General features: G+C 51.8%; 21 protein-coding genes. All 21 read left to right on the forward strand.

The genetic code is table 11. From position 1 onward, the window contains the following. Nucleotides 1-70: 70 nt before the first annotated feature. Nucleotides 71-1,117, forward strand: coding sequence for a dual-specificity RNA methyltransferase RlmN (gene rlmN / locus ABCW45_RS08790; RefSeq protein ID WP_343220663.1), 1,047 nt, complete (start codon nucleotides 71-73; stop codon nucleotides 1,115-1,117). Beyond that, nucleotides 1,114-1,854: a Stp1/IreP family PP2C-type Ser/Thr phosphatase gene (locus ABCW45_RS08795; RefSeq protein WP_117469668.1), complete on the forward strand. Its 741-nt coding sequence runs from the start codon at nucleotides 1,114-1,116 to the stop codon at nucleotides 1,852-1,854. Before rlmN ends, ABCW45_RS08795 begins: the two co-directional genes overlap by 4 nt. After that, complete coding sequence (gene pknB, locus ABCW45_RS08800) at nucleotides 1,851-4,025, forward strand: Stk1 family PASTA domain-containing Ser/Thr kinase (RefSeq protein WP_343220664.1); 2,175 nt, start codon at nucleotides 1,851-1,853, stop codon at nucleotides 4,023-4,025. Before ABCW45_RS08795 ends, pknB begins: the two co-directional genes overlap by 4 nt. Beyond that, nucleotides 4,022-4,900, forward strand: coding sequence for a ribosome small subunit-dependent GTPase A (gene rsgA, locus ABCW45_RS08805; protein WP_117469667.1), 879 nt, complete (start codon nucleotides 4,022-4,024; stop codon nucleotides 4,898-4,900). Before pknB ends, rsgA begins: the two co-directional genes overlap by 4 nt. A 4-nt stretch (nucleotides 4,901-4,904) precedes the next feature. Then, nucleotides 4,905-5,570 (forward strand): ribulose-phosphate 3-epimerase, encoded by a 666-nt coding sequence (gene rpe / locus ABCW45_RS08810; RefSeq protein WP_117552410.1) that lies wholly within the window; start codon nucleotides 4,905-4,907, stop codon nucleotides 5,568-5,570. Between the two features lie 52 nt (nucleotides 5,571-5,622). Then, nucleotides 5,623-6,315 (forward strand): thiamine diphosphokinase, encoded by a 693-nt coding sequence (locus tag ABCW45_RS08815; RefSeq protein ID WP_343220665.1) that lies wholly within the window; start codon nucleotides 5,623-5,625, stop codon nucleotides 6,313-6,315. Nucleotides 6,316-6,580: 265 nt separating this feature from the next. Then, the gene (locus ABCW45_RS08820) at nucleotides 6,581-7,165 is read left to right on the forward strand and encodes an ECF transporter S component (RefSeq protein WP_015554615.1); all 585 of its coding nucleotides are present in this window, start codon (nucleotides 6,581-6,583) and stop codon (nucleotides 7,163-7,165) included. A gap of 211 nt (nucleotides 7,166-7,376) precedes the next feature. Continuing rightward, nucleotides 7,377-8,204, forward strand: coding sequence for a pyridoxamine kinase (locus ABCW45_RS08825; protein ID WP_015554614.1), 828 nt, complete (start codon nucleotides 7,377-7,379; stop codon nucleotides 8,202-8,204). Nucleotides 8,205-8,287: 83 nt separating this feature from the next. Continuing rightward, nucleotides 8,288-9,568 (forward strand): serine--tRNA ligase, encoded by a 1,281-nt coding sequence (gene serS / locus ABCW45_RS08830; RefSeq protein ID WP_015554613.1) that lies wholly within the window; start codon nucleotides 8,288-8,290, stop codon nucleotides 9,566-9,568. Nucleotides 9,569-9,695: 127 nt separating this feature from the next. Continuing rightward, nucleotides 9,696-10,499 (forward strand): zinc dependent phospholipase C family protein, encoded by an 804-nt coding sequence (locus ABCW45_RS08835; protein ID WP_343220666.1) that lies wholly within the window; start codon nucleotides 9,696-9,698, stop codon nucleotides 10,497-10,499. A 96-nt stretch (nucleotides 10,500-10,595) separates the two neighbouring features. Next, a complete protein-coding gene (gene cobI / locus ABCW45_RS08840; RefSeq protein ID WP_343220667.1) occupies nucleotides 10,596-11,288 on the forward strand; it encodes a precorrin-2 C(20)-methyltransferase in 693 nt (230 codons plus the stop codon). A gap of 3 nt (nucleotides 11,289-11,291) precedes the next feature. Next, on the forward strand, nucleotides 11,292-13,775 hold the full coding sequence (cobA, locus tag ABCW45_RS08845) for a uroporphyrinogen-III C-methyltransferase (RefSeq protein WP_343220668.1): 2,484 nt from the start codon (nucleotides 11,292-11,294) through the stop codon (nucleotides 13,773-13,775). 2 nt (nucleotides 13,776-13,777) lie between these two features. Continuing rightward, the gene (cbiD, locus tag ABCW45_RS08850; protein WP_343220669.1) at nucleotides 13,778-15,190 is read left to right on the forward strand and encodes a cobalt-precorrin-5B (C(1))-methyltransferase CbiD; all 1,413 of its coding nucleotides are present in this window, start codon (nucleotides 13,778-13,780) and stop codon (nucleotides 15,188-15,190) included. 97 nt (nucleotides 15,191-15,287) lie between these two features. Then, nucleotides 15,288-16,592, forward strand: a complete 1,305-nt coding sequence (locus tag ABCW45_RS08855) for a hypothetical protein (protein WP_343220670.1) — start codon at nucleotides 15,288-15,290, stop codon at nucleotides 16,590-16,592. Further along, the gene (gene cobM, locus ABCW45_RS08860) at nucleotides 16,589-17,359 is read left to right on the forward strand and encodes a precorrin-4 C(11)-methyltransferase (RefSeq protein ID WP_343220671.1); all 771 of its coding nucleotides are present in this window, start codon (nucleotides 16,589-16,591) and stop codon (nucleotides 17,357-17,359) included. The genes ABCW45_RS08855 and cobM overlap by 4 nt, the downstream gene beginning before the upstream one ends. Beyond that, entirely contained in the window at nucleotides 17,356-18,096 is a 741-nt protein-coding gene (gene cobJ, locus ABCW45_RS08865) for a precorrin-3B C(17)-methyltransferase (RefSeq protein WP_343220672.1), read from the forward strand. The genes cobM and cobJ overlap by 4 nt, the downstream gene beginning before the upstream one ends. After that, nucleotides 18,093-20,246 (forward strand): precorrin-6y C5,15-methyltransferase (decarboxylating) subunit CbiE, encoded by a 2,154-nt coding sequence (cbiE, locus tag ABCW45_RS08870; protein ID WP_343220673.1) that lies wholly within the window; start codon nucleotides 18,093-18,095, stop codon nucleotides 20,244-20,246. The genes cobJ and cbiE overlap by 4 nt, the downstream gene beginning before the upstream one ends. Nucleotides 20,247-20,268: 22 nt before the next feature. After that, a complete protein-coding gene (locus tag ABCW45_RS08875; protein WP_343220674.1) occupies nucleotides 20,269-21,741 on the forward strand; it encodes a cobyrinic acid a,c-diamide synthase CobB in 1,473 nt (490 codons plus the stop codon). Nucleotides 21,742-21,767: 26 nt separating this feature from the next. Continuing rightward, complete coding sequence (locus ABCW45_RS08880; protein WP_343220675.1) at nucleotides 21,768-22,934, forward strand: nicotinate-nucleotide--dimethylbenzimidazole phosphoribosyltransferase; 1,167 nt, start codon at nucleotides 21,768-21,770, stop codon at nucleotides 22,932-22,934. Further along, nucleotides 22,931-23,686: an adenosylcobinamide-GDP ribazoletransferase gene (cobS, locus tag ABCW45_RS08885; RefSeq protein ID WP_343220676.1), complete on the forward strand. Its 756-nt coding sequence runs from the start codon at nucleotides 22,931-22,933 to the stop codon at nucleotides 23,684-23,686. The genes ABCW45_RS08880 and cobS overlap by 4 nt, the downstream gene beginning before the upstream one ends. Beyond that, nucleotides 23,683-24,309 (forward strand): histidine phosphatase family protein, encoded by a 627-nt coding sequence (locus ABCW45_RS08890; protein WP_343220677.1) that lies wholly within the window; start codon nucleotides 23,683-23,685, stop codon nucleotides 24,307-24,309. Before cobS ends, ABCW45_RS08890 begins: the two co-directional genes overlap by 4 nt. The last annotated feature ends 26 nt before the right edge of the window (nucleotides 24,310-24,335 follow it).

Raw genomic sequence — 24,335 nt, forward strand, 5'->3', positions numbered from 1 at the left:
TGCCTGCGGATCCGTTAAAAACGGATTTATGTGGAAACATGACAGAACCAAGGTTTTTGGAGAATCGAGAATGGAAAAGAAAGACCTGAAATCAATGACACTGGAAGAACTGACAGAGTTCGTGAAGGAGCTGGGTGAAAAACCGTTCCGGGCAAAACAGTTATACCAGTGGATGCATGTAAAATTAGCCGAGTCTTTAGACGAATGTAGGAACCTTCCGAAGTCGCTTAAGGAAAAGCTTTCGGAATACAGTACATACACGTCCCTTAAGACCGTAAAGATGCTGGAATCGGGGATCGACGGGACAAGAAAGTATCTGTTCGGTCTCGATGACGGAAACGTGATCGAGAGTGTCCTGATGAAATATCACCACGGAAATTCTGTGTGTATTTCCTCTCAGGTGGGCTGCCGCATGGGCTGCCGGTTCTGTGCGTCCACTCTGGACGGACTCACAAGAAACTTACGTCCTTCGGAGATGCTGGATCAGATCTACCGGATCCAGAGATCCACGGGAGAGCGTGTCTCCAACGTTGTGGTCATGGGAAGTGGTGAGCCGATGGATAACTATGATAACCTGATCCGGTTTATCAGGCTTCTTTCCGATGAAAACGGTCTGAATATCAGTCAGAGAAACATCACAGTATCCACCTGCGGGATCGTACCAAAGATCTTAAAGCTTGCGGAGGAAGGTCTTTCCATTACTCTGGCACTTTCCCTTCATGCGCCGGACGATGAGACGAGAAAGACTCTGATGCCCATCGCCAACAGCTACTCCTTATCGGAGGTGCTTCCGGCATGTAAGGAATATTATAAAAAGACAGGAAGACGCCTGACCTTTGAGTACAGTCTTGTACAGGGCGTCAATGATAACCTTGACGAGGCAAAGCGCCTGACTGCGCTTTTAAAGGATATGCAGGGGCACGTGAACCTGATTCCGGTAAACCCGATCAAGGAACGCGACTTCAAACAGTCCAATCGGGATGCCATTGACGCGTTCAGGGGTTATCTTGAAAAACACGGCATCAACGTTACGATCCGCAGGGAGATGGGCCGCGATATCGGCGGTGCCTGCGGACAGCTTAGAAAGAGCTATCTGAGTGAGGAGGAATCGTCATGATCTCTTACGCGAAGACAGACACCGGTCTTGTGAGAAGATCCAATCAGGATTTCCTGTTTGCAGCGGATCAGCCGGTGGGACCGCTTCCGAATCTGTTCATCGTGGCAGACGGAATGGGCGGACATAAGGCCGGGGATTTCGCGTCCCGGTATGTCGTGGAACATATGAAAGAATATATTGAAAATTCTGATCTGGCCAGTCCTGTGATGATCCTCAGAAAAGCTCTGGAGAAGACGAATCAGGGGCTCTTTGAGGAAGCTCAGGGAAACCCGGACCGGGAAGGAATGGGGTCCACTCTGGTTGCCGCTACGATCGAGGACGACATGATGTACGTGGCAAATGTGGGGGACAGCAGACTTTATCTTTTGCGGGACAGTCTTGCACAGATCACGAGAGACCATTCCCTTGTGGAAGAGATGGTCGCGAGAGGAAAAATGGAGCGGGACAGCGAGTCCTACCGAAGTCAGAAGAACATTATTACCCGCGCCATGGGAATCGGGAACCGGGTGGAGGCGGATTTCTTTGAAGTGCCGCTTCTTGAGTGTGACTGTATTCTGCTCTGCTCTGACGGATTGACGAACATGGTGGATGATGCCGAGATCAGCCGGGTCTTAAAGACAACGGATACGCTGAAGGAGAAGACGGAAGCGCTGGTTGACGAGGCAAACCGGAACGGAGGAAAGGACAACATTGCGATTGTCCTTGTAGAACCTCAGATAAGTGAGGTGAAGCTATGATTTTATACCCTGGAACGATGCTGCAGGACCGATATGAGATTCTGGAAAAGATAGGTTCCGGCGGAATGTCAGAGGTCTATAAAGCAAAATGCCATAAATTAAACCGTCTGGTCGCAATCAAGGTACTGAAATCGGAGTTTACTTCCGACGCGACCTTTGTCAGTAAATTTAAGATGGAAGCTCAGGCAGCGGCCGGACTTTCACACCCGAATATTGTCAATATATATGATGTCGTGGATGAGGGAGATATCCACTTTATCGTTATGGAGCTCGTAGAGGGAATCACCTTAAAGAGCTATATCACGAAAAAAGGTCATCTGGATGTAAAGGAAGCCATCGGGATCGCGATCCAGGTAGCCTCCGGAATCGAAGCAGCCCATGAACAGCATATCATTCACCGTGATATCAAGCCTCAGAATATGCTGATCTCCATGGATGGAAAGGTGAAGGTAGCGGACTTCGGAATTGCGAGAGCTGTGTCGTCCCAGACCATGAATGCGGCGACAGTTGTGGGATCTGTCCACTATATCTCCCCCGAACAGGCGAGAGGCGGATACAGCGATGAGCGGAGCGACCTGTATTCCTTAGGTATCACCATGTTTGAGATGGTCACCGGCCATGTTCCGTTTGAGGGGGACAACACGGTGACGGTCGCGCTGGCACATCTGGAAGAACCGATGCCGGATCCCAGAATGTTGAATCCGGATGTGTCCCCAAGTCTTGCGAGGATCATCTTAAAATGTACGGAAAAGAGACCGGAGCGCCGATACCCGAACGCGGCGGCTGTGATCAGTGACCTGAGAAGAGCACTCTTAAATGATGATGACCCGACTATCGGCGCCGTTAAAGAGGAAGACCACAGCTCCGATACCATCGTCATCAGCCCAAAAGAACTGAATCTGATCAAGACGAGAAGTGGGGAACGGATCCGGGAGTCAAAGCCGGTAAAAGAGATCCGTGAGCGCAGGGAACGGCGGGATCTGGAAAAGCGGTATGATCAGACGGACAACGCGAAGAAGGAACCGAAAAAGAATAAAGTGGATGATGAAGCCACAGGACTGGAAAAGATCCTGACAGGCCTGGGCGTGGCGGCAGCCATCGTCATTGTCGCGGTTGTGATCGTGTTTGTCCTGAAGCTTGGTGGTCTGTTCAGAAGCAGCACTCCGGAGGATCCGACAAAAACCGTTTCTGAGGAATCTATGACGGAAGAAGCGAAGACAACTGCGGCATCGGAGACTGTTATCAGCCAGAAGGAAGTCTATATGCCGAAGCTTGTGGGCCACTCCGAGGAGGAAGCCGAGAAGATCTTACAGGGACTCGATCTCACCATGCAGGTAGAGCAGAAAAACTCGGATGAAGTGGAAAAAGGCATCGTCATCTCACAGAAGGAAGAGCCCGATACCGTGATTCCGCGTTTCTCCAAGGTAACCGTTGTCATCAGCGCGGGTTCTGATAAGGTTGATCTCTCAGAACTTGGCCTTTCCGGAATGACACTGGAAACGGCGGTCCGCCTGTTGGAGGGAAAGAATTTAAAAGCAGATGTTCGGGAGGAAGCCAGCGAGGAGGTGGCTTCCGGAACGATCATCCGCTATGAACCGGAGGAAAAAGTGGCCCTCGGAAGTACCGTAACCTTATATGTGAGTACGGGACCGGAGGAGGAATTCGTTCCTGTACCGAATCTTTATGGAAAGACGGACGCGGAGGCGGCAGCACTTCTTTCCGCGGCAGGACTTGTGACCGGAGAGGTTTCAAAGGAGTACGACAGCACGATCTCGGCCGGTCACGTCATCAGTCAGGGCGTTGAGGCAGGAACTCAGGTAGCACCTGGGGATACCGTGGATTACACTCTGAGCCTTGGGCCGGAAGCTCCGAAAAAACAGTTTATCGCGTCTCTGGATGCAAGCTATCCGCTTCAGGTCTCCTATGGACCGGGGGCAGCATCCTCCGAGATCCAGATCCTGATCCGTTTAAAGCAGACGGTGAACGGCAAAGTGACCTATACGAAGCTTGCGGAGCCAAAGTCTTACAGCGCGGACACAACCCTGAATATCAAGTTAGACAGGATCCGCGGCGCGGACGGCGTACAGACCGGTGAGGTGGAGATCGTGGACCTCACGAACAACGTGGTACTGACATCCTATAATGTGACATTTACGGAGGTTGACGGTTGACTGGAAAGATCATAAAGGGAATTGCCGGATTCTATTACGTACATGACGGCGTTTCCAAAGTATACGAGTGTAAGGCAAAGGGCGTATTCCGGAACCGGAAGATCAAGCCCCTTGTGGGCGACAATGTGGAGTTCGACGTGCTTTCTGAGGAGCAGAGCCTCGGAAACATCGTGGAGATCCTTCCGAGGGAGAACTCCCTGATCCGTCCGGCAGTGGCGAACATCGATCAGGCAATGATCGTGTTTGCCGTCGCTGACCCGGAACCGAATTTAAACCTTCTGGACCGCTTTCTGGTTACGATGGAAGCCCAGAATGTTCCGGTGGTGATCTGCTTTAATAAGACAGATCTCGGAAAAGAGGGTGAGGCAGAACGACTTGCTGGAATCTATCGGGATGCCGGATATGATGTCCATCTGTCCTGTGCTCTGGCGGGGGAAGGGATCGAGGCGATCCATGACCTCTTAAGGGGGAAGACAACGGCACTTGCCGGCCCGTCCGGTGTTGGAAAATCATCCCTGACAAACCGAATCCAGCCGGAGGCGGAGATGGAGACGGGGGCCGTCAGTGAGAAGATCCGCAGGGGTCGCCATACCACAAGACATTCGGAGCTGTTCTTCGTCGAGAAGGAGACCTTCGTGATGGACACGCCGGGCTTCAGCTCCATCTTTGTCGACAATATGAAGCCGGAAGAGTTAAAGGATTTCTTTCCGGAATTTGAGGCCTACGAGCCGGAATGCCGGTTTTTGGGCTGTGTCCATGTGGGAGAACGGGAGTGCGGCGTCAAGGAGGCCGTAAAAGCAGGAAAGATTGCGGATTCCCGGTATGAAAATTATCGGCTGATCTATGAAGAACTGAAGAGTAAAAGGAGATATTAAGATCATGTATATATTAGCGCCATCGATTCTTTCAGCAGACTTTTCAAAACTTGGTGAAGATGTAAAGACAGTTTCTGACGCGGGAGCGCAGTACATCCATCTGGATGTGATGGATGGAGCGTTTGTCCCGAGCATTTCCTTCGGTATGCCGGTGATCTCATCCCTCAGAAAGACAACAGACCGTGTGTTTGATGTCCATATGATGGTGGAGGAGCCGGGAAGATATGTAAATGATGTCAGAAAGGCCGGCGCGGATATCATCTGTGTCCATCAGGAAGCCTGTCTTCATCTGGACCGTACCATCAACCAGATCAAGGAGACCGGTGCCAGAGCAGCTGTTGCGTTAAACCCGGCAACTCCGGTCGAGACACTTTCCTGTATCTTAAAAGAAGCAGATATGTTTCTGATTATGTCCGTAAATCCGGGATTCGGAGGACAGAAGTTTATCCCGTATACGTTAGAGAAGATCAAAAAGCTCCGCGGCATGTTAGATGAGGCCGGACTCACCACCGATATTGAGGTGGACGGCGGCGTGAATGCGGCAAATGTCAGAGAGGTTCTCGATGCAGGCGCGAACGTGATCGTTGCGGGTTCCGCGGTGTTTAAGAACGATGCGGCAGCGAATACGAAGGAGTTCCTGAAGATCTTTGAGGAGTATTCCGCAAGATAAGGGACCGCACCCGGCGTGAGGATGTGCCATGGATAGGGGAGAGGCAGATAATATGAATGCAGACAGAAGAGAAATGACGGATACCTGCCTGATCGTGTCGGGCGGACCGACGGACCGGAAATTTGCTGCGGAATTCGTGAAAAATCGGAAATATCCCTATGTGATCGCAGTGGACGCGGGTCTTGCCGTCTGCGAGGAGCTGGGGCTTGTGCCGGACCTTGCGGTGGGCGATTTTGATACCTTCGGGCTGGAACGGATGGAAGAACTCAGAAAGAAAGAGGGATGGGCGACGGATGTCCATAAGCCGGAGAAGGATGAGACGGACACGGATCTTGCGGTCCGCTCCGCACTCCGGGCAGGGTTTCATACCGCCCATGTTCTGGGAGCCACAGGGGGCAGGCTGGATCATGAGCTTTCCAATATCCATCTGATGCGGGCGGCGAAGGATGCAGGACTTTTCATGGAGATCTATGATGCAAAAAACCGTATCTTTCTCCTGACACCGGATGATGAGGAATATTCCGTTTTTTTGAAAGACCGGATCTACGGGAAATATGTCTCCTTTCTTCCGCTTACGGAGACCGTTCTTGGAATCACGCTGGATGGATTTAAATATCCGCTGCACAATAAGGACATCTCGATCTTAAAGGATCCCAGTCTCTGTGTCAGCAATGAGATTCCAGGGGAGCGGGCAAAGATCACATTCCGGAAAGGGATCCTGATCTGCGTGGAGTCAAGAGATTAAAGAGAACACCGCGTGAAAATATCAGCGTGAAAAAGCAAAAAAGAAGGATGATATACGTTGCAGTCTGCAATGTTGCGGCGAGGAAAACAGACTGGACTGTATAAAAAAAACAAAACTGGACATTTCATACAATCCACTCGCATGCTACCATGGGTATCAGGATGACGGAAAGGCTTTCCGGATGATCCATTCAGAAATCCTTGAACCGATTATGAAAATATGAACGGTTCTGCCTGTCAATAACACACGAGGGGAGATTTTACTTATGAAAGAAAAGAATGGGCAGTTAATGAAAATTGCGCAGGCTGGCCTGATGGCGGCGCTCTGCTATATCGGATATGCCGTGTTCCCGGCGATCTCAGCCAGCGGAACGAAGATCCATATCGGAAACGCATTTGTTGTGCTTTCCGCATATCTTCTCGGCGGCGTTTACGGTGGACTTTCCGGTGCTGTTGGCTTATCCATTGCTGATATCGTTGGCGGCTATGCGGCATCTGCACCGAGAACTTTTATCACAAAGCTTGTGATCGGTCTCATCGTAGGCTTCGTTGCCCACAGGATCGCAAAGCTTTCCGATGAACATGACCATGCCTATGTGATCCGCTGGTCTGCGATCGCGGCTGTCTGTGGTCTCGGTTTTAACTGCTTCTTTGAGCCGGCATTAAAGTATGTATGGTATACCTTATTATTCCCGAACGCTGATAAAGCAGCATCTGCGATCAAAGCGCTGATAGCGATCACAACGTACACCACGATCATCAACGCGGTGATCAACTCCGTGATTGCAGTCGTCCTTTATGCGGCGCTTCGCCCGGCGTTAAAACGAGCTGGTTTTTTAGCTGCTCAGTAGGTCTGCACACTTGTTGCGCTGACCGTAAAAAAAGAATAGGCTGGAAGTCAAAAATCCCATCGACGCAGTCGATTTGGGATGGATTTTAAAACTAAGAAAAATAAATTCTGCAGTGTAACATAGATGTTGCTGTATCGCATGTGGACAATAAAAAATTCTACTTGTGAGCAGCAAATATACTGCGGAAGCAGGAAGATTGGAAGATAAATTCATGCAGAAGAAAATTGCTGTGATCAATGATCTTTCAGGTTATGGCCGCTGTTCATTAACAGTGGCTATTCCTGTTTTATCCGCGATGGGTCATCAGTGCTGTCCGATACCGACGGCGATCCTTTCAAACCATACGGAATTTCCGGTTTACTTTTTCGATGACTATACGGAAAAAATGACCACGTATACGGACAAATGGAAAGAACTTGGACTTTCCTTTGACGCGATCGCAACGGGATTTCTTGGGTCGGAGGCCCAGATCGGGATCGTCATGGAGATCGTTCAGAAATTAAAGGCAGAGAAAACGTTTGTTGTTGTGGATCCGGTGATGGGAGACCATGGACATGCCTATGAGACTTATACACCGGAGATGTGCGAGCAGATGAAGGAACTTGTCTGCATGGCGGATGTTGTTCTTCCGAATGTGACGGAGTGCTGTATCCTCACGGATACTCCATACAGGGAGGAAAACTGGACGAGAAAAGAACTCTTAAATATGGCGATGATGCTGCGGCTCATGGGCGCGAAATCTGTGGTCATCACAGGAGTGCGGGAGGGAAGCTGCTACACCAATGTGGTTCTGGAGCAGGGACAGTACGATGCAAAATTTATCCGGACAAGGTCCTCCGGTGGAGAGCGTCCGGGAACCGGAGATGTATTTTCCTCTGTTGTGGCGGGCGCGTTATTAAACGGGAAGTCCCTCCCGGAGGCGGTGAGCCAGGCAGCAGGATTCGTAAAAGAGTGCATAAAAGTCTCCGATGAGGAGCAGATCCCTCACGCGAACGGTGTTTGTTTTGAGAAGATTCTTGGTAAACTGATAAAAAAGTAGGAGAAATCCCCTTCCTTTTCTCAGCAAAATATGATATATTTTTACCAAAGCGTGTTTTTACACGGCAATAAGGAGAAAAGCTCATGTTAGATTTAAGATTTGTAAGAGAAAATCCGGAAATCGTAAAGCAGAATATCCGGAATAAATTCCAGGACGCGAAGCTTCCGTTAGTAGACGAAGTGATCGAACTGGACGAGGAGAACAGAAAAGTAAAGAAGGAGGCTGATGACCTCCGCGCGAGCAGAAATAAGATCTCCAAGCAGATCGGTGCATTGATGGGACAGGGCAAGAAGGAAGAAGCTGAGGAAGTTAAGAAACAGGTTACAGCAGCTTCCGACCACCTTGCTGAGCTGGAGGAGAAAGAAAAAGATCTCGAGGAGCGCATCAAGAAGATCATGATGACGATCCCGAATATCATCGACCCGTCCGTACCGATCGGCAAAGATGACAGCGAGAACGTAGAAGTTCAGAAGTACGGTGATCCGGTCGTTCCGGATTTTGAGATCCCGTACCACACAGAGATCATGGAGAAATTTAACGGCATCGATCTTGATTCCGCAAGAAGAGTTGCCGGCAATGGTTTCTACTATTTAATGGGTGATATCGCGAGACTTCACTCTGCAGTGATCGCATACGCGCGAGATTTCATGATCGACCGTGGATTCACGTACTGTGTACCGCCGTTTATGATCCGCAGTGATGTTGTTACAGGTGTTATGAGCTTCGCTGAGATGGACGCTATGATGTACAAGATCGAGGGTGAGGATCTCTACCTGATCGGTACAAGTGAGCACTCCATGATCGGTAAATTCATCGACCAGATCATTCCGGAAGAGGAACTTCCGAAGACCTTAACAAGCTATTCTCCGTGCTTCCGTAAGGAGAAGGGTGCGCACGGCATCGAGGAGCGCGGCGTATACCGTATCCACCAGTTTGAGAAGCAGGAGATGATCGTTGTCTGCAAGCCGGAAGAATCCAAGATGTGGTTCGACAAGTTATGGCAGAACACGGTAGATCTGTTCCGTTCCATGGATATCCCGGTTCGTACCTTAGAGTGCTGCTCCGGTGACCTTGCTGACCTGAAGGTTAAATCTGTTGACGTTGAGGCCTGGTCTCCGAGACAGAAGAAGTACTTTGAGGTAGGAAGCTGCTCCAACCTTGGTGACGCTCAGGCAAGACGTTTAAGAATCCGTGTAAACGGACCGGATGGAAAGAAATATTTCGCACATACCTTAAATAACACAGTTGTAGCCCCGCCGAGAATGTTAATCGCTTTCCTTGAGAACAACTTACAGGCAGACGGTTCTGTAAGAATTCCGGAAGTATTAAGACCGTATATGGGCGGAAAGACAGAGATCAAATAAATAAGGATTTGTAAAGCTGTGGCGATTCATATTGTCACAGCTTTTTCAGTTGCAGGACAGATCCGGAAACTGACAGAATAACCGGGATTTTTGTCACGCAGAGCATATTACGAAGGAGATGAGATCCATGCCGGCAGCATTTGCGCATGATCTATACGGGAGAAAAGTATATATGGAGGCTGATCCGGTCATTAAACGGATCATAAAGAAGGAGCGGTACTGCTTCCTTTTAGGGGTCCACGGGCCGGATATCCTGTTCTTTTACAAGGCACTTGGAAAAAACAAGGTAAACCAGAAAGGCGTGCGGATGCACGGCGAACCTGCTGCAAAGCTCATGGAACGTGGCCGGATGCTGGTACGAGAGGCCGAGACAAAGGACGAGAGAGACGAGATGATCGCGTATCTCATGGGTGTCGCCTGCCATTTCAGCCTCGACAACCGCGTCCACGCTTACGTGAATGCAGAGGAGAAACGGACCGGGATCACCCACGCGGAGATCGAGACGGAACTGGAGCGAAGACTTTTGGAGCGGGAACATATGCGCCCGCTGCACTCGAACCTCACCTGTCATTTAAAGATCACAGCCCAGACCGTGCGGGCCTCATCGAGGCTTTTCGATGAAGATCCCATCAAGGTGGCAAAGGCGATCATGAGTTTTCGGACCATGAACCGTCTGTTTATCAACTCGAGTGAGAGGACGAAAAGGCTCTGCTGCTTCCTCCTGCGTTTTACAGGAAGCTATGGGGTCATTCACGGCATGTTTATGAGGAAACAGCCAACGCCGGGCTGTGAGGCCATCACAGACCACCTGGAGCGTGAATTTAATGAGGCAGTCCCTAAAGGAGCAGAACTTTTAAGCGATCTGCTTACATACCTGAGAGGAAAAGGACCGATGCCGGAAATCTTTCAGGGGAATTTTAACGGAGAATAGAGATGTGCGGCAGAATCTGAAGGCAGATTGCATGTCAGCCGGAAAGGCTGGTAAGGCTGCACAGAATTGAAGAAACAGGACATAAAGGAGAACAACATGCAGGGAAAGATCTATGGAATCGGAGTGGGACCGGGGGACCCGGAACTCATGACATTAAAGGCAGCGCGCCTGCTCCGGGAGGCGGATGTGATCGCGATTCCTGGAAAAGAAAAGGAGACATGTACCGCATATCAGATCGCTCTGGGGGCGGTCCCTGAGATCGATGAAAAGGAGATCATCCCTGTGGTATTCCCGATGACGAAGAACGAGTCGGTGCTGAAGGAGAGCCATGAGGCGGCGGTGAAGAGCCTGTCAGCCCTCATGGATCAGGGAAAGACCGTGGCGTTTTTGACACTGGGGGATGTGACGGTCTATTCCACATATGGCTATGTCCATAAAAAGCTTCTGGCTCTGGGATACGAGTCTGTCCTGATTAACGGAGTCCCGTCTTTCTGCGCGGCGGCGGCAAAGCTCGGGATCTCTCTGGGGGAGAAGGCGGAGTCCATCCATATCCTGCCGGGCTCCTATCCGGTGAAGGATGGGCTGAAGCTTTCAGGGACAAAGATCTTGATGAAATCCGGGAAAAAGATCGCGGATGTGAAGCGGGAGCTTCTTCTCACGGAGTGTCCTGCCTGGATGGTGGAAAATTGTGGGATGGAGGGTGAGCGGCTGATACGGAGTGCCGCGGATATCCCGGAGGACGCGGGATATTATTCCCTTATTATCGCAAAAGACAGGGAGGAACGGTAAAGGATGGGAGCAATAAAACGCCGGACGGTCCGGATCGGAACGCGAAAGAGCAGGCTGGCGCTTGTGCAGACAAACATGGTGGCGGAGGCAATCGAGGCCGCATGCCCGGAGGTAAAATGTGAGTTGGTTCCCCTGATGACAAAGGGCGATAAGATCTTAAAGACCTCTCTTGTTGCTTTTGGAGGAAAAGGGGCCTTTGTGGAGGAGTTTGAGCAGTCCATTTTAAACGGGGATATTGATCTAGCGGTCCACAGCGCGAAGGACATGCCGATGGATCTGAGCGACGGGCTCTGTATCGGTGCCGTCTTAAAGCGGGAAGATCCGAGGGATGTCTTTGTGACGGTAAAGGGTCGTACTCCGGAGCGGAGTCCCAGGATCATCGGAACGGGAAGTCCGAGACGTCAGGTGCAGATCATGGAGCACGGGGATGTGGAATGCCGCCTGCTCCGCGGAAACGTTGATACGAGACTGGAAAAGCTGTATCAGGGAGAGTACGATGGGATCATTCTGGCTGCGGCTGGTCTTAATCGTCTGGGTCTTTTTAATGATCCGAGATTTTCCTTTGAGTTTCTGGAACCGGAAATGTTTATCCCGGCAGGAGGTCAGGGGATCATCGCAGTGGAAGCGAAAAAGGGCAGTGAGGTATTAAAGATCCTCAAAAAACTGAATGATAAAGAAGCGGAGCGGGCATTGTTCGCGGAGAGAAAAGTGCTGCGCCTTTTAGGTGCAGGCTGTACCGCAGCGGTAGGCGTGTACGCGAAGGAAGAGAATGGAACATTTTGGATGGGACTCATGCGGGAGACAAAAAATGGACTCATCCGCAGGAAGATCTCCGGAGCGCCGGAGGATTCCATGAAACTCGCGGAGCTTCTCGTAAAGAAGGGGACCGAAGGGGAGCTTCCGGCAGGGAAAGCTTATCTTGTGGGAGCAGGCCCCGGAAACGGCGGACTTATCACGGTAAAAGGACAGCAGATCTTAAAGGCTGCGGAGGTCCTTGTCTACGACCGTCTTGGCTCCGAGGAACTGCTGACTCTGGTGCCGGAGGACTGTGAGCGGATCTATGTTGGAAAAGAGGCCGGGCACCACATCAAAAAGCAGTCGGAGATCAACCGGATCCTGGTGGAGAAGGCACTGGAAGGAAAGCGCGTCATCCGGTTAAAGGGTGGAGATCCCTTTGTGTTCGGGCGCGGCGGAGAGGAGATCCAGGCGCTCACAGAAGCAGGAATCCCCTATGAAGTGATCCCCGGCGTTACCTCAGCCATCGGGGCACTGGAGGCAGCTGGAATCCCTGTCACCCACCGGAATATCGCGAGAGATTTCCATGTCTTTACGGGACATATCTCCCACGAAGGCGGTGAGGGACTCTCCGGGGATTACAGCCTGTACGCGAAGCTTCCGGGAACCCTGATCTTCCTTATGGGACTCTCGAACCTTGAGGAGATCGTGAAACGTCTCATAGATGGCGGAAAAGACGGGGAGACGCCTGCAGCCGTTGTGACGGACGGAACACTGTCCCGAATGCGCGTTGTCCGGGCATCCTTAAAGGATCTGCCTGAGGCTGTAAGAAAAGCGGGACTTACGCCTCCCGGAATCATCGCTGTGGGTGAGGTCTGTGCCTTCCACTTTACATCTATGGTGCCGGGCGTGCTTACCGGAATCACGGTGGGAGTCACCGGAACAGAGGCCGTTAGAGGACGGATCATAAGCCGCCTGTCCGATGAGGGTGCGAAGACGGTCCGCGCGGGGGAATCCCTTGTGGTACGGGAGTCCATGGAACGGCTGGATCAGGCGTTTGCGGACCTTTCCCGTTACAGATGGGTGATTTTTACGAGCCGGAATGCAGTCCGGATCTTCTTTGACCGGATGCGAGAGAGACGTGTGGATCTCAGAAAACTCGGCTCACTTAAGTTTGCTGCCGTCGGGCGCGGAACAGGAGAGTATCTGGAGAGTGTCGGAATCACGCCGGACTTTATCCCGGAGGAATACACGACGAAAGCGCTGGCGGATGGACTTGTCAAATACCTGAAGGAGAATGGAGAGACTTCTGGGGCAAAAACTGCTGCCGCCAATGTAGCCTACAGCATTTCCAGTTCAGAAAATGTCTGTCCGTGTGCAGAGGCAGAAAAATTTCTGATCCCGCGGGCAAAGCAGGGCTCGAAGGTCCTCACGGAGACACTGGCGGAACAGGGATATGCGTTTGAGGATATTCCAATCTATGATATCCTGGTGGAGCAGACGGAGCTTGCGAGACTTAAAACTGCCGACTATATCACGTTTGAGAGCGGCTCCGGCGTCCGAGGATTCTTCGCGGGACGTGAGGCGGAAGCGGCATCTCTGTTTGAGACGGTGAGACCAGTCTGCATCGGAAAGGTGACAGCGGCAGTCCTTGCGGAATACGGAGTGAAGAATGCCCTGACAGCTTCCGACTATACAGCGGACGGAATTTTAGAGGTGCTGCTGGCGGACAGAAACGAGATCGCGAGGTAAACATGGATACCTTTGTATACAAAGACCATAAAAAGTTAAGATGCGGATACACCACAGGAACCTGCGCGGCTCTGGCGGCTCAGGGGGCGGTGCGATTTCTGCTCACAGGATCCTGGAAGGAGACGGAGGAGATCATGACCCCGAAGGGGATTCCGGTGTGCGTATCGCTGGAAGAGAAAACTTCCGGGGATAGTTGGGCGGAGTGCGCGGTCAGGAAGGACGCAGGGGACGATTATGATGTGACGAACGGGATCCTGGTGTATGCGCGGGCGGAGTTTGTGAAAGATAAAAACTTTTATGAAAAGGTTCAGATGTCACATCTGGAAAGTTCCGGGTTCGGAGCTGCAGGAGAAAAACCTGGTCTGAGTCCAGAAAACCAGAAACAGCAGAAAAAAGCGAATGCCGCTCATCAGAAAGAGGCACTTCCTGAGTCGCTTGTCAGAATCGACGGCGGCATCGGCATCGGTCGCATCACAAAATCCGGTCTGGATCAGCCAGTAGGCGCTGCAGCGATCAATTCTGTGCCGCGTAAGATGATCCAGGACGCTGTCTACGAGCTTTTGGAGGAAGCCGGAGAGCTTCGCCTGGTATCGATCACAATATCGGTTCCTGCAGGCGTAGAAGCCGCGAAGAAGACCTTCAACCCGGTTCTGGGAATCGAGGGCGGGATCTCCGTTCTCGGGACCAGCGGGATTGTGGAGCCCATGAGTGAGGAAGCGCTTGTCGAGACGATCCGCACCCATCTAAATGTCTTAAAGGCAGAGGGCAGAAAATGGGTGATCGCAGTGCCTGGAAATATGGGCGCGGGATTTTTAGAGAGGTATCTCGTAGAACATGGTAAATTCTGTACCGATGCTCATCAAGGGAGTAACGCGGCGGACACGGATGCTGCTGTTGAGGCAGAACAGATGGCTTATGGAGAATTATCAACGGGAACAGAACCATCACTTCTGGAAGGATTTATGAATTCCCTCGTCACCATGAGCAACTTCGTCGGCAAGACCATTGACCTTGCCGCGGAACTGGGCTTTTCCGGTATCCTGATCGCCGGTCACATGGGAAAACTCGTGAAGATCGGAAACGGGATCATGAACACCCACTCCAGGGAGGCGGATGGTCGCATGGACACGATGCTGTCCTGCGCGTTATCTGCCGGAACCGAGGACCTGGAACTCCTTAGAAAGATCCAGAGATCCAACACGACGGATGAGGCGATGGATCACTTAAAACAGGCGGGAATCATAGAGGACACGATAAACGTATTCTTAAAGCGTGCCGATTGGCACCTTACCCATCGATCCAGGGACGAGGTGAGGACGGGAATGATCGTCTTCGGGACAAAGGGGGAGTATCTGGGAGAGACGGAAGGCGCGGACGCGATTCTGCGGTCAGCGTTGAAAGAGCTGGATCAATAAGCTTCCACTTAGCGCTGAAAGAACTGAAACAATAAGTTTTGGAACAACGCATGAAAGTTACGGTCTCTGATCATTCATCGAAATTAAAGGAAACACTATGGAAAACAGGCAGAAAAATTACGGGAGCGTCCATGACACAAAGGCATCCATGATGTATAACCGCTTCCTGAAACAATACAACGAGTGGCTTTCCGGCGGACCGATCCCGGATACCGGAAATCAGGATATAAAGTATTTTCTGGGCCAGCAGCGGAAGCGGTTGGAAAAACGCGGACTTCACAGAGATTCATCCATAGAACTTCGGGGTCTTCTGGCCTCAGCCGGCGCGATCCCGCCGAAGGTCGGAAAGAAATATACGAATGTGATAGAATTCCGCACGGCGCAGAGAAATACGACATATTCCAGGGGTGGACGGATCATCGGAAAATTCCGGAAGAAAGAGATCTTATACCAGACGATCACCTTCGCGAATGAGGCGACGGTAGACGGAACGGAGCCATGTACCTGCCCGTCCTGCGGAGCGGTGAGCCAGATCAAGGCGCTGTTTGAAGGCTGCCCATACTGCCACACAAGATTTCTGATGCAGGATCTGTATCCGAAGGTCGCGAATTTTTATTCCATTGAAGACCTCAGCTATTCCACGGAAGAGATCAAGAGAACATTAACTCCCTGGTGCGGCGGAGGGGCAGTCATCTTCACGGTGTTCATGCTGTCATACCTGGCATGGGAGAGGGCAAAGACCGGTGATCCTCTGACACTATATTCCATGATCTGCCCGCTGATCGGGTGTCCAGTGATCGGAGCCTTCGGCGGATATATGCTGTTTGCCTTAAAAACACTTGGGTATACTTTCTGGCGGGCGATGCAGAGCCTTGGACTTCTGTTTGCCACTTCTGGCAGCAAAAACAGGCTGATCCGGTTCATGAAGAATTACGAGCCGGATTTTGGCTATGAAAACTTTGCAAACCAGGTCATTGCTCTGGCAAAAAATATTATCTTTTCCGAGCCGGGAGAGGACCTTTCTATTATCCGCGGTCCCTGGGATGGGGAAAGTTTCCAGAACATCACGGACATTGTATACAGGGGAGCTATGTCGGTGGGGAACTGCTGGCAGGAAGGCCCGTATGTGTATGCGGATATCGATCTGTACTTCTGCGATACATATGACAGGGGAAGTTCGATGAAGGAGAAAAACGACAGGATCCGGATGATCGTCGGAAAGAATATCCAGATCCCGCAGGACCCGGGATACTCGATCCATCAGGTCTCCTGTGAAAGCTGCGGGGCAAGCTTTGACGCGATGAAGATCCGTCACTGCCCGTACTGCAAGCGGGAGTATGACATGAGAGACCATGCATGGACGGTCATGAAGATTCGAAAAACAGGAGGAAAACCATCATGATACATTTTGTGGGAGCCGGAAGCGGAGCGCCGGACTTGATCACGGTCCGGGGACAGAAATTCCTTCGGGAGGCGGACGTGGTGATCTATGCGGGATCCCTTGTGAATCCGGAGCTTTTAAAGGAGACGAAGCCGGGGTGTGAGATCTTAAACAGTGCCTACATGACTCTTGACGAGGTGATCCGTGCCATGGAGAAAGCGGAGCGTGAGGGAAAAATGATGGTGCGGCTTCACACCGGTGATCCGGCGATCTACGGCGCGATCCGGGAGCAGATGGACCGGCTGGATGAGAAAAAGATTGCTTACGATGTATGCCCGGGGGTCAGCTCCTTCTGCGGCGCTGCATCGAGTCTCCATGCGGAACTCACGCTGCCTGGCGTGTCCCAGTCCGTGATCATCACGAGAATGGCGGGGCGGACCGGAGTCCCGGAGCGGGAGAGTTTCCGTTCCTTGGCGGCTCACCATGCGACCATGGCGGTGTTCTTAAGCACGGGACTGTTGTCACAGATGGAAAAGGAACTTGCGGAAGCCGGATATGAGTCGGACACGCCGGCGGTGATCATCTACAAGGCGACATGGCCGGAGGAGAAGATCGTCCGCTGCACCGTCTCTACGCTGGCGAAGTCCGCAGAGGAGAACGGAATTAAGAAGACGGCAATGATCTTTATCGGTGATGTATTCGGCACGAGAGAGGCAAACGGTTACGAGGAGTCAAGACTCTATGCGCCGGACTTCTCCACGGAATTCAGAAAGGGGACGGACATATGAAGAAGCTGACAGTGGTCGGCATGGGACCTGGAGAATATGAATCCATGACGCTCCGTGCCGTAAAGGCGCTTAACACCTGCGATGTGATCGTGGGATACACGGTCTATGTGGATCTCGCGAAGCCGTACTTTCCAGATAAGGAATTTCTGACGACCCCCATGAAACGGGAGATCGAGCGCTGCGAGATGGCTTTTGCGGAGGCGGAAAAAGGAAGATCTGTCGTGATGATCTGCAGCGGGGACGCAGGAATCTACGGAATGGCGGGACCGATCCTGGAACTGGGGGAAAAGTACCCGGAGGTGGAGATCGAGGTGATCCCGGGGATCACGGCGGCTCTCTCCGGCGGCGCTGTCCTCGGGGCACCGCTGATGCATGATTTTGCGGTGATCAGCTTAAGTGATCTTTTAACACCCTGGGAGACCATTGAGAATCGCCTGGACGCGGCGGCGAAGACTGATTTTTCCATCTGCCTCTATAATCCGTCCAGCAGGAAGCGGGCGGACTATTTAAAGCGTGCGTGTGAGATCTTTTTACGGTACAAGAGCTCGAATACCGTCTGCGGCATTGTAAAGAACATCGGAAGAGACGGGGAGACGAAGAAGGTCATGACGTTAGCGGAATTGAAAGATTACGAGGCGGACATGTTCACCACCGTGTTTATTGGAAACAGCCGGACCGAAAAGTCCGTCCTTGGCGGACAGAACTGGATGGTCACACCGAGAGGATACCGGATATGAAGATAGCGGAAGGGAAAATTGCGGTTTTTGCGGGGACAACGGAAGGACGGGTTCTGGCATCCCGCCTTGCCGGAAGTCAGGTAGCGGCTGATGTGTTTGTTGCGACGGAATATGGAAAAGAGGAGATCCCGAAGGCTGAGAATCTTCAGGTCCATGACGGGCGTGTCGATGAGATCCAGATGGAGAAACTGTTTCAGGAAAAGAAGTATGACTTGATCCTTGATGCAACCCATCCTTTTGCGGTGGTGGTCACGGCAAATATCAGGGAGGCGGCAGAAAAGACAGGGACCCCGCTTTTAAGGATCCTGCGGGATAAAAACGGTGAGAGAACAAATGTTTTCACTGCTGAAAACGGACCCCGTACTTTTGAAGATGACAACCAGAAGAAAAAGAACACAAAAGCAGATATGGAAATGCCCGGAGAAAGTGCTTGGACAGAAACGGAAGGCATTTCAGACGGTTCAGACTGCCGGATCATCACGGTGGAGAATATTCAGTCGGCAGTGGACTTTTTAAAGACCACGGAAGGTCCGGTATTCGTCACGACGGGAAGTAAGGAGCTCTCCGCATTTTTAGCTCTCCCGGACTGGGAGACGAGAATCTACGCGAGAGTTCTTTCCATGCCGGAGGTGGTAAAGACCTGCGCCGATATGGGCTTTTACGGCAGCCATCTGATCGCAATGCAGGGACCCTTTGCGGAAGACTTAAATGTTGCAATGATGAAAGCGGTCCATGCGAAGTGGATGGTGACGAAGGAGTCCGGAAAGGCGGGCGGATTCGAGGAAAAGGTCAGCGCGGCGAAAAAAGCAGGTGTCGGTCTTGTCGTGATCGGAAGACCGGTGGAAGAAGGAATCTCGTTAGAAGAAGGAATTGCTTATCTGGAGGAGCATTTTGCTCTGGGAAGGTCAGTTAAAAATTCCGGGAAACGCCAGGTATTCCTTATCGGCACAGGACCCGGAAGCGAATCCTATCTAACCGGTGAGGCAAAAAAACGCCTCGATAAATGTGATCTGATCGTCGGCGCAAGCCGCTGTGTGAGACAGCTGGAAAGTTTCCACAAACCTGTTTTTGAGGCATACCAGCCGGAAAAAATTGCGGACTATCTGGATGCCCACCCGGAGGTACAGGTGATCTGTGGAGCCATGTCCGGTGATACCGGATTTTACAGCGCAGCGGAAAAACTCGGTGCAGTGCTGGAACGCCGCGGAAACTATACCGTGGAAGTAATTCCGGGGATCTCTTCCGTTGGATATTTTTTCGCGAAGATCCGGCGTCCCTGGGATCACGCGAAACTCTTCAGCATGCACGGGCAGGCGGCAAATTTTGCCTCAGAGTTAAAGCGCTCTGGCAGTGCCTTTGTCTTAGGAGGCGGAGCGGATTTTTATGAAAAGATCTGCGGACAGCTCATCGATCTTGGGATGCAGGAGACAAAGCTCTTTGCCGGGGAAAACCTGACACTTGAAGACGAACAGATCTTCACCTCCACTCCAGAGGAAATAAAGGGCAGGAAAGCACCTTCACTGGCCGTCCTCTATGCGGAATGGACCGGGCCCCGAAGACCTTTATCCCACGGTATTGCCGATGAGGCGTTCACCCGCGGGAAGGTTCCGATGACGAAGATGGAAGTCCGCACCGTGTCCGTGGCAAAGCTGGAACTCACGGAACACTCAGTCCTCTACGATGTGGGGGCGGGGACAGGATCTGTCTCTGTGGAGTGTGCAGGCCTTTCTGATTCGGTGAAAGTCTACGCTATCGAGAAGAATCCGGAGGCCGTGGAGCTTCTCTATGAAAACCGGAAAAAATTCGCCCTCACAAATGTGAAGATCATAGCGGGAACAGCGCCGGAGGCGTTAGAAGATCTTCCGGCGCCAACCCATGTCTTCATTGGCGGAAGCGGAGGACAGATGGAAGAGGTTATCGCATTATGCCTTAAGAAAAATCCTAAAACACGATTTGTTGTAAACCTCATCACTCCTGAGTCTCTGGCAGCAGTCCTTGAGGCCGCAAAGACTCTCCCGGTGACAGAACCGGATCTTGTGACGCTGACTGCCGCGAGGTCTAAAAAAGTCGGCTCCAGTCATCTGATGATGGGGCAGAATCCGGTGTGGATCGTGACGTTTGAGGGAAAAATCTGTGTCAGCAGAATGTAGCGATTATGAAGGAGTGGAAAATATGGATAAGGGTCGAATGAAGTGTTGGGATCAGGATTCTCAGGCAGTTTCCGTCCACCTTCCCCGGATCATGATCGCGGCAGAAAAGAGCGGCGGGGGGAAGACGTTGTTTACCTGTGCACTGCTTTCGCTTTTGAAGGAGAGGGTCCAGGCGGTGCGGGCGATTAAGTGCGGGCCGGATTATATCGATCCGATGTTTCACCGGACGGTGCTGGAGATCCCGTCGAGAAATCTGGACAGCTTTTTTGCGGACGGGGATACGCTGAGATATCTGCTCGGCAGGGAAGTCCTCGAAATGAAGAAAATTCCGGAAAGCCGGATCGCTGTACTGGAGGGCGTCATGGGCTTTTATGACGGGCTTGGCGGTGTCTCGGAGCGGTCCAGTGCCTGGGAGGTGGCGGACCTTACGGATACGCCGGTGATCCTTCTGGTGGATATGAAGGGGCGGAGTCTTTCGGCATTGGCGTCGATCAAGGGATTTCTTGATTATAAGGAGAAGAGCCATGTGACAGGGGTAGTCTTTAACCGGCTGTCACCGATGCTGTATCCGGGATTAAAGGAGCGGGCAGAGCGGGAGCTTGGAATCCGGGTATTCGGGTATGTGCCGGAGTTAAAGGATCTGACTCTGAAATCCCGCCATCTGGGGCTTGTGATGCCAGAGGAGATTTTGGGGATCCGGGAGCGGCTGGATCTGATCAAAGAAAAGGTTCGAGTGGGAATCAATCTGGATGGGATTATTGAGGAGGCTGGGAGAGCGGCAGAGATAGAAGTGAAATTGCCAGGAGCTGTAAGGCAGTTTTGTAATGTGGATTGCGGGACAGGTATTAAGAAAACAGTAGTTGCAGTCGCCAAAGATGAAGCTTTTTGCTTTTATTACGAGGATAATCTGGATATTCTGAGAAAACTTGGAGCGGAAATACAGTATTTTTCCCCGATCCACGACAGAAACCTTCCGGAGGGAACCTGCGCAGTCTATCTTGGCGGCGGTTATCCGGAGCTTCACGCGAAAGCACTTTCAGGAAATATCAGTATGCGGAATGCGATCCGTCAGGCGATGATGGAAGAGGTGCCGTGTATCGCGGAGTGCGGCGGATATCTGTACCTGAAGGATTCGATCGTGGATCCAGACGGCGTGGAATGGCCAATGGCAGGTGTGCTGCCGGGCAGCAGCCGTGACACGGGGAAGCTTGGGAGATTTGGGTATATTACTGTTACCTCAAAGAAAGAGGGACTGTTAGGACCTGCGGGAATTGAATTCCGCGCCCATGAGTTCCACCACTGGGATTCGGAGGAGAACGGGACGGATTTCGCAGCAAAAAAGCCGGTGGGAACACGGGGCTGGGACTGCGGATATACAACGGAGAGCTTTTATGCAGGCTTCCCGCACTTGTATTTTTACAGTAATGTGAAAATTGCTGAGAATTTTATTAAATGTGCAGAAACGTGGAAAAAGAAAAATCTAGTAGTGAAATGAAATATGACAGCAGAATGAAAATAAATATGACAGAAAAAACTTCAGTAGAAAAGACCTGGAAAGCATATCTGAATAAGATTGAACCGGCAGATCGAACTGCCATGGAGCTTGCGAAAAAGCGTTGGAATTCTGTGGCAAAACCCATCGGAAGTCTCGGAATTCTGGAGGAGGATATTATAAAGATCGCGGGGATCCGCGGGAACGCATCGGGAATGAAACTGGACCGGTCCGCACTGGCAGTCATGTGCGCGGATCATGGTGTCGTTGCGGAAGGGGTTTCCCAGACAGGTAAAGATGTGACGAGGATCGTTGCGGAAAACTTCACGAAAGGCGAGACATCCACCTCCAAGATGTGCCGGATCTCTGGAACTGACCTCTATCCGGTGGATATGGGAATGGATTGTGAGCCGACCGGGCAGAAAGAGCCTGACATGCACCGGATTTTGGACCGGAAAGTGGCAAGAGGATCCGGAAATATCGCGAGGGAACCGGCGATGAGCAGAACCGGGTGTCTTCAGGCACTTCTTTCCGGCATAGATCTCGCATTCCGGTTGAAAGAGATGGGATACGAAATTCTTGCCGCCGGGGAGATGGGAATCGGAAATACGACTCCTGCTGCCGCCATGAGCGCAGTGCTCACGGGGCTCTCACCTGAAGAGGCGACCGGCCGGGGCGCCGGACTCTCTGACGCGGGACTTGAGAAGAAAAAAAAGGCAGTGGAGATGGCAGTTTCCCGTTTCTATGAGAAATATCCGGAATACCGGAATGGAACAAAAGAACAATATGAGAGTGGAGAGCTGTCCGCTGTGACGGTGCTTGCAGAGCTTGGCGGTTTCGATCTCGCTGGAATGACGGGGCTATTCCTCGGCGGAGCGGCGGCAAAGATCCCGGTTTTGATGGATGGATTCCTCTCCACCGTCTCTGGCCTTATGGCGGTTCTCATCAGGAAAGAGGCGAAGGACTATATGCTCGCGTCCCATATCTCCACAGAACCGGCCGGGGCGGCGATCCTTCAGATGCTGGATCTTCCGGCACCTCTTAACATGGGAATGCATCTCGGCGAGGGAAGCGGGGCGGTTGCCATGATCCCGCTTCTCAGGATGGGTGCAAAGGTATATGAGGAGATGAGCACATTTTCTGATATCTCTGTGGAACAGTACGTGGACTATCAGGAGAAAGGAGAGCGGCCATGAGGGCGGCAATTATCGCTTTTTCCATGTATTCCAGGATCCCGATGCCGATGTTCGAATGGAAAGAGGAGGACATGAAATATGCCATGTGTTTCTTCCCGGCCATCGGCATGGTGATCGGGGCAGTATTTTACGGGATGTTCCTGCTGCTCTCATGGCTTCTTCCGGGAAGCTTTCTGGCAGCGGGAATCCTTCTCGCAGTTCCGATCTTCATAACAGGCGGAATCCACATGGATGGATTTATGGATACGTGTGATGCAAGGGCGTCCTACGGAGACAGGGAGAAGAAACTCGCGATCTTAAAGGATACCCACACGGGGGCGTTCGCTGTGATCTTTGGCGCACTGTATCTGATCCTTTATGCGGCGGCGTGTATGGAGCTTGACCGGGAGACGGCGGTGCTTGTCTCGATCGGTTTTGTGATTTCAAGATCCTTAAGCGGACTCTCCACGGTGACATTCCCGGAGGCGAGAAAACATGGGATGCTGGCAGATTTTATGAAGGACGCGAAAAAGAAGACGGTGGCGGTCTGGATGGTCATCCTGTTCCTTGCGGCAGCAGTTCTGGAACTTTTTCTGGGTGGCAGAATTGGGGGAATCATTCTATCAGCATCGATCCTGATCTTTTTCTACTACCGGCATATGGCAGTGAAGGAGTTCGGTGGGGTCACGGGAGATCTGGCGGGATTTTTCCTGCAGATCTGTGAGCTTGGGATCCTCCTTGCGACCGTGATCGGGAAGGCGGTGATCGGATGAAACTTTTCATGATCCGGCATGGGGCAACGGCCGGGAATCTGGAAAAACGGTATGTGGGCCGGACTGATGAGGGACTGACGGAACAGGCAGTGTCGGATCTGAAGGAAGAAGCACTGAAGCTTCGGGAGATTTCAGGAAACGTGGCAGCGATCATCACAAGCCCGATGAAGCGGTGTCTTGAGACGGCAGAAATTCTGTTCCCGGAGAAGCTATATGAACATGTTCCGAGAATCCAGAAAGCCGGACTCTCCGAGTGTGATTTTGGAACCTTTGAGTATAAGAATTATCTGGAACTTTCCGGGGATGCGGAGTATCAGCATTTTATCGACACGCTGGGGAGAGAGGGATTTCCCGGCGGGGAGACCACGGAGGCGTTTAAAGCCCGGACAGTGGAGGCATTTCAGGAAGTATGGAAGGAAATTTCTTCTCAGACTGAACAGGGGGCTGACCGGACACTCGTTTTTGTCGTTCATGGAGGAACGATCATGGCAGTCATGGAGGCGTTTTCGGAGGAAAAGAAAAGTTACTATGATTGGCAGGTTGGGAACGGGGAAGGCGTTTTGGGAAAAATGGATGCGTCAGATGGACAGATCCGCAACGCGCGGATCATTAAAGCTAAATAACCGATAACGAAACGTGTAAAGGAAAA

This window comes from Pilosibacter fragilis, assembly GCF_032490495.1.
In the GTDB taxonomy this organism is placed as follows: domain Bacteria; phylum Bacillota; class Clostridia; order Lachnospirales; family Lachnospiraceae; genus Pilosibacter; species Pilosibacter fragilis.

Coding starts and splice junctions, on each gene's coding strand:
- rlmN (WP_343220663.1), top strand. CDS start 71: ATGGAAAAGAAAGACCTGAAATCAATGACACTGGAAGAACTGACAGAG.
- ABCW45_RS08795 (WP_117469668.1), top strand. CDS start 1,114: ATGATCTCTTACGCGAAGACAGACACCGGTCTTGTGAGAAGATCCAAT.
- pknB (WP_343220664.1), top strand. CDS start 1,851: ATGATTTTATACCCTGGAACGATGCTGCAGGACCGATATGAGATTCTG.
- rpe (WP_117552410.1), top strand. CDS start 4,905: ATGTATATATTAGCGCCATCGATTCTTTCAGCAGACTTTTCAAAACTT.
- ABCW45_RS08815 (WP_343220665.1), top strand. CDS start 5,623: ATGAATGCAGACAGAAGAGAAATGACGGATACCTGCCTGATCGTGTCG.
- ABCW45_RS08820 (WP_015554615.1), top strand. CDS start 6,581: ATGAAAGAAAAGAATGGGCAGTTAATGAAAATTGCGCAGGCTGGCCTG.
- ABCW45_RS08825 (WP_015554614.1), top strand. CDS start 7,377: ATGCAGAAGAAAATTGCTGTGATCAATGATCTTTCAGGTTATGGCCGC.
- serS (WP_015554613.1), top strand. CDS start 8,288: ATGTTAGATTTAAGATTTGTAAGAGAAAATCCGGAAATCGTAAAGCAG.
- ABCW45_RS08835 (WP_343220666.1), top strand. CDS start 9,696: ATGCCGGCAGCATTTGCGCATGATCTATACGGGAGAAAAGTATATATG.
- cobI (WP_343220667.1), top strand. CDS start 10,596: ATGCAGGGAAAGATCTATGGAATCGGAGTGGGACCGGGGGACCCGGAA.
- cobA (WP_343220668.1), top strand. CDS start 11,292: ATGGGAGCAATAAAACGCCGGACGGTCCGGATCGGAACGCGAAAGAGC.
- cbiD (WP_343220669.1), top strand. CDS start 13,778: ATGGATACCTTTGTATACAAAGACCATAAAAAGTTAAGATGCGGATAC.
- ABCW45_RS08855 (WP_343220670.1), top strand. CDS start 15,288: ATGGAAAACAGGCAGAAAAATTACGGGAGCGTCCATGACACAAAGGCA.
- cobM (WP_343220671.1), top strand. CDS start 16,589: ATGATACATTTTGTGGGAGCCGGAAGCGGAGCGCCGGACTTGATCACG.
- cobJ (WP_343220672.1), top strand. CDS start 17,356: ATGAAGAAGCTGACAGTGGTCGGCATGGGACCTGGAGAATATGAATCC.
- cbiE (WP_343220673.1), top strand. CDS start 18,093: ATGAAGATAGCGGAAGGGAAAATTGCGGTTTTTGCGGGGACAACGGAA.
- ABCW45_RS08875 (WP_343220674.1), top strand. CDS start 20,269: ATGGATAAGGGTCGAATGAAGTGTTGGGATCAGGATTCTCAGGCAGTT.
- ABCW45_RS08880 (WP_343220675.1), top strand. CDS start 21,768: ATGACAGAAAAAACTTCAGTAGAAAAGACCTGGAAAGCATATCTGAAT.
- cobS (WP_343220676.1), top strand. CDS start 22,931: ATGAGGGCGGCAATTATCGCTTTTTCCATGTATTCCAGGATCCCGATG.
- ABCW45_RS08890 (WP_343220677.1), top strand. CDS start 23,683: ATGAAACTTTTCATGATCCGGCATGGGGCAACGGCCGGGAATCTGGAA.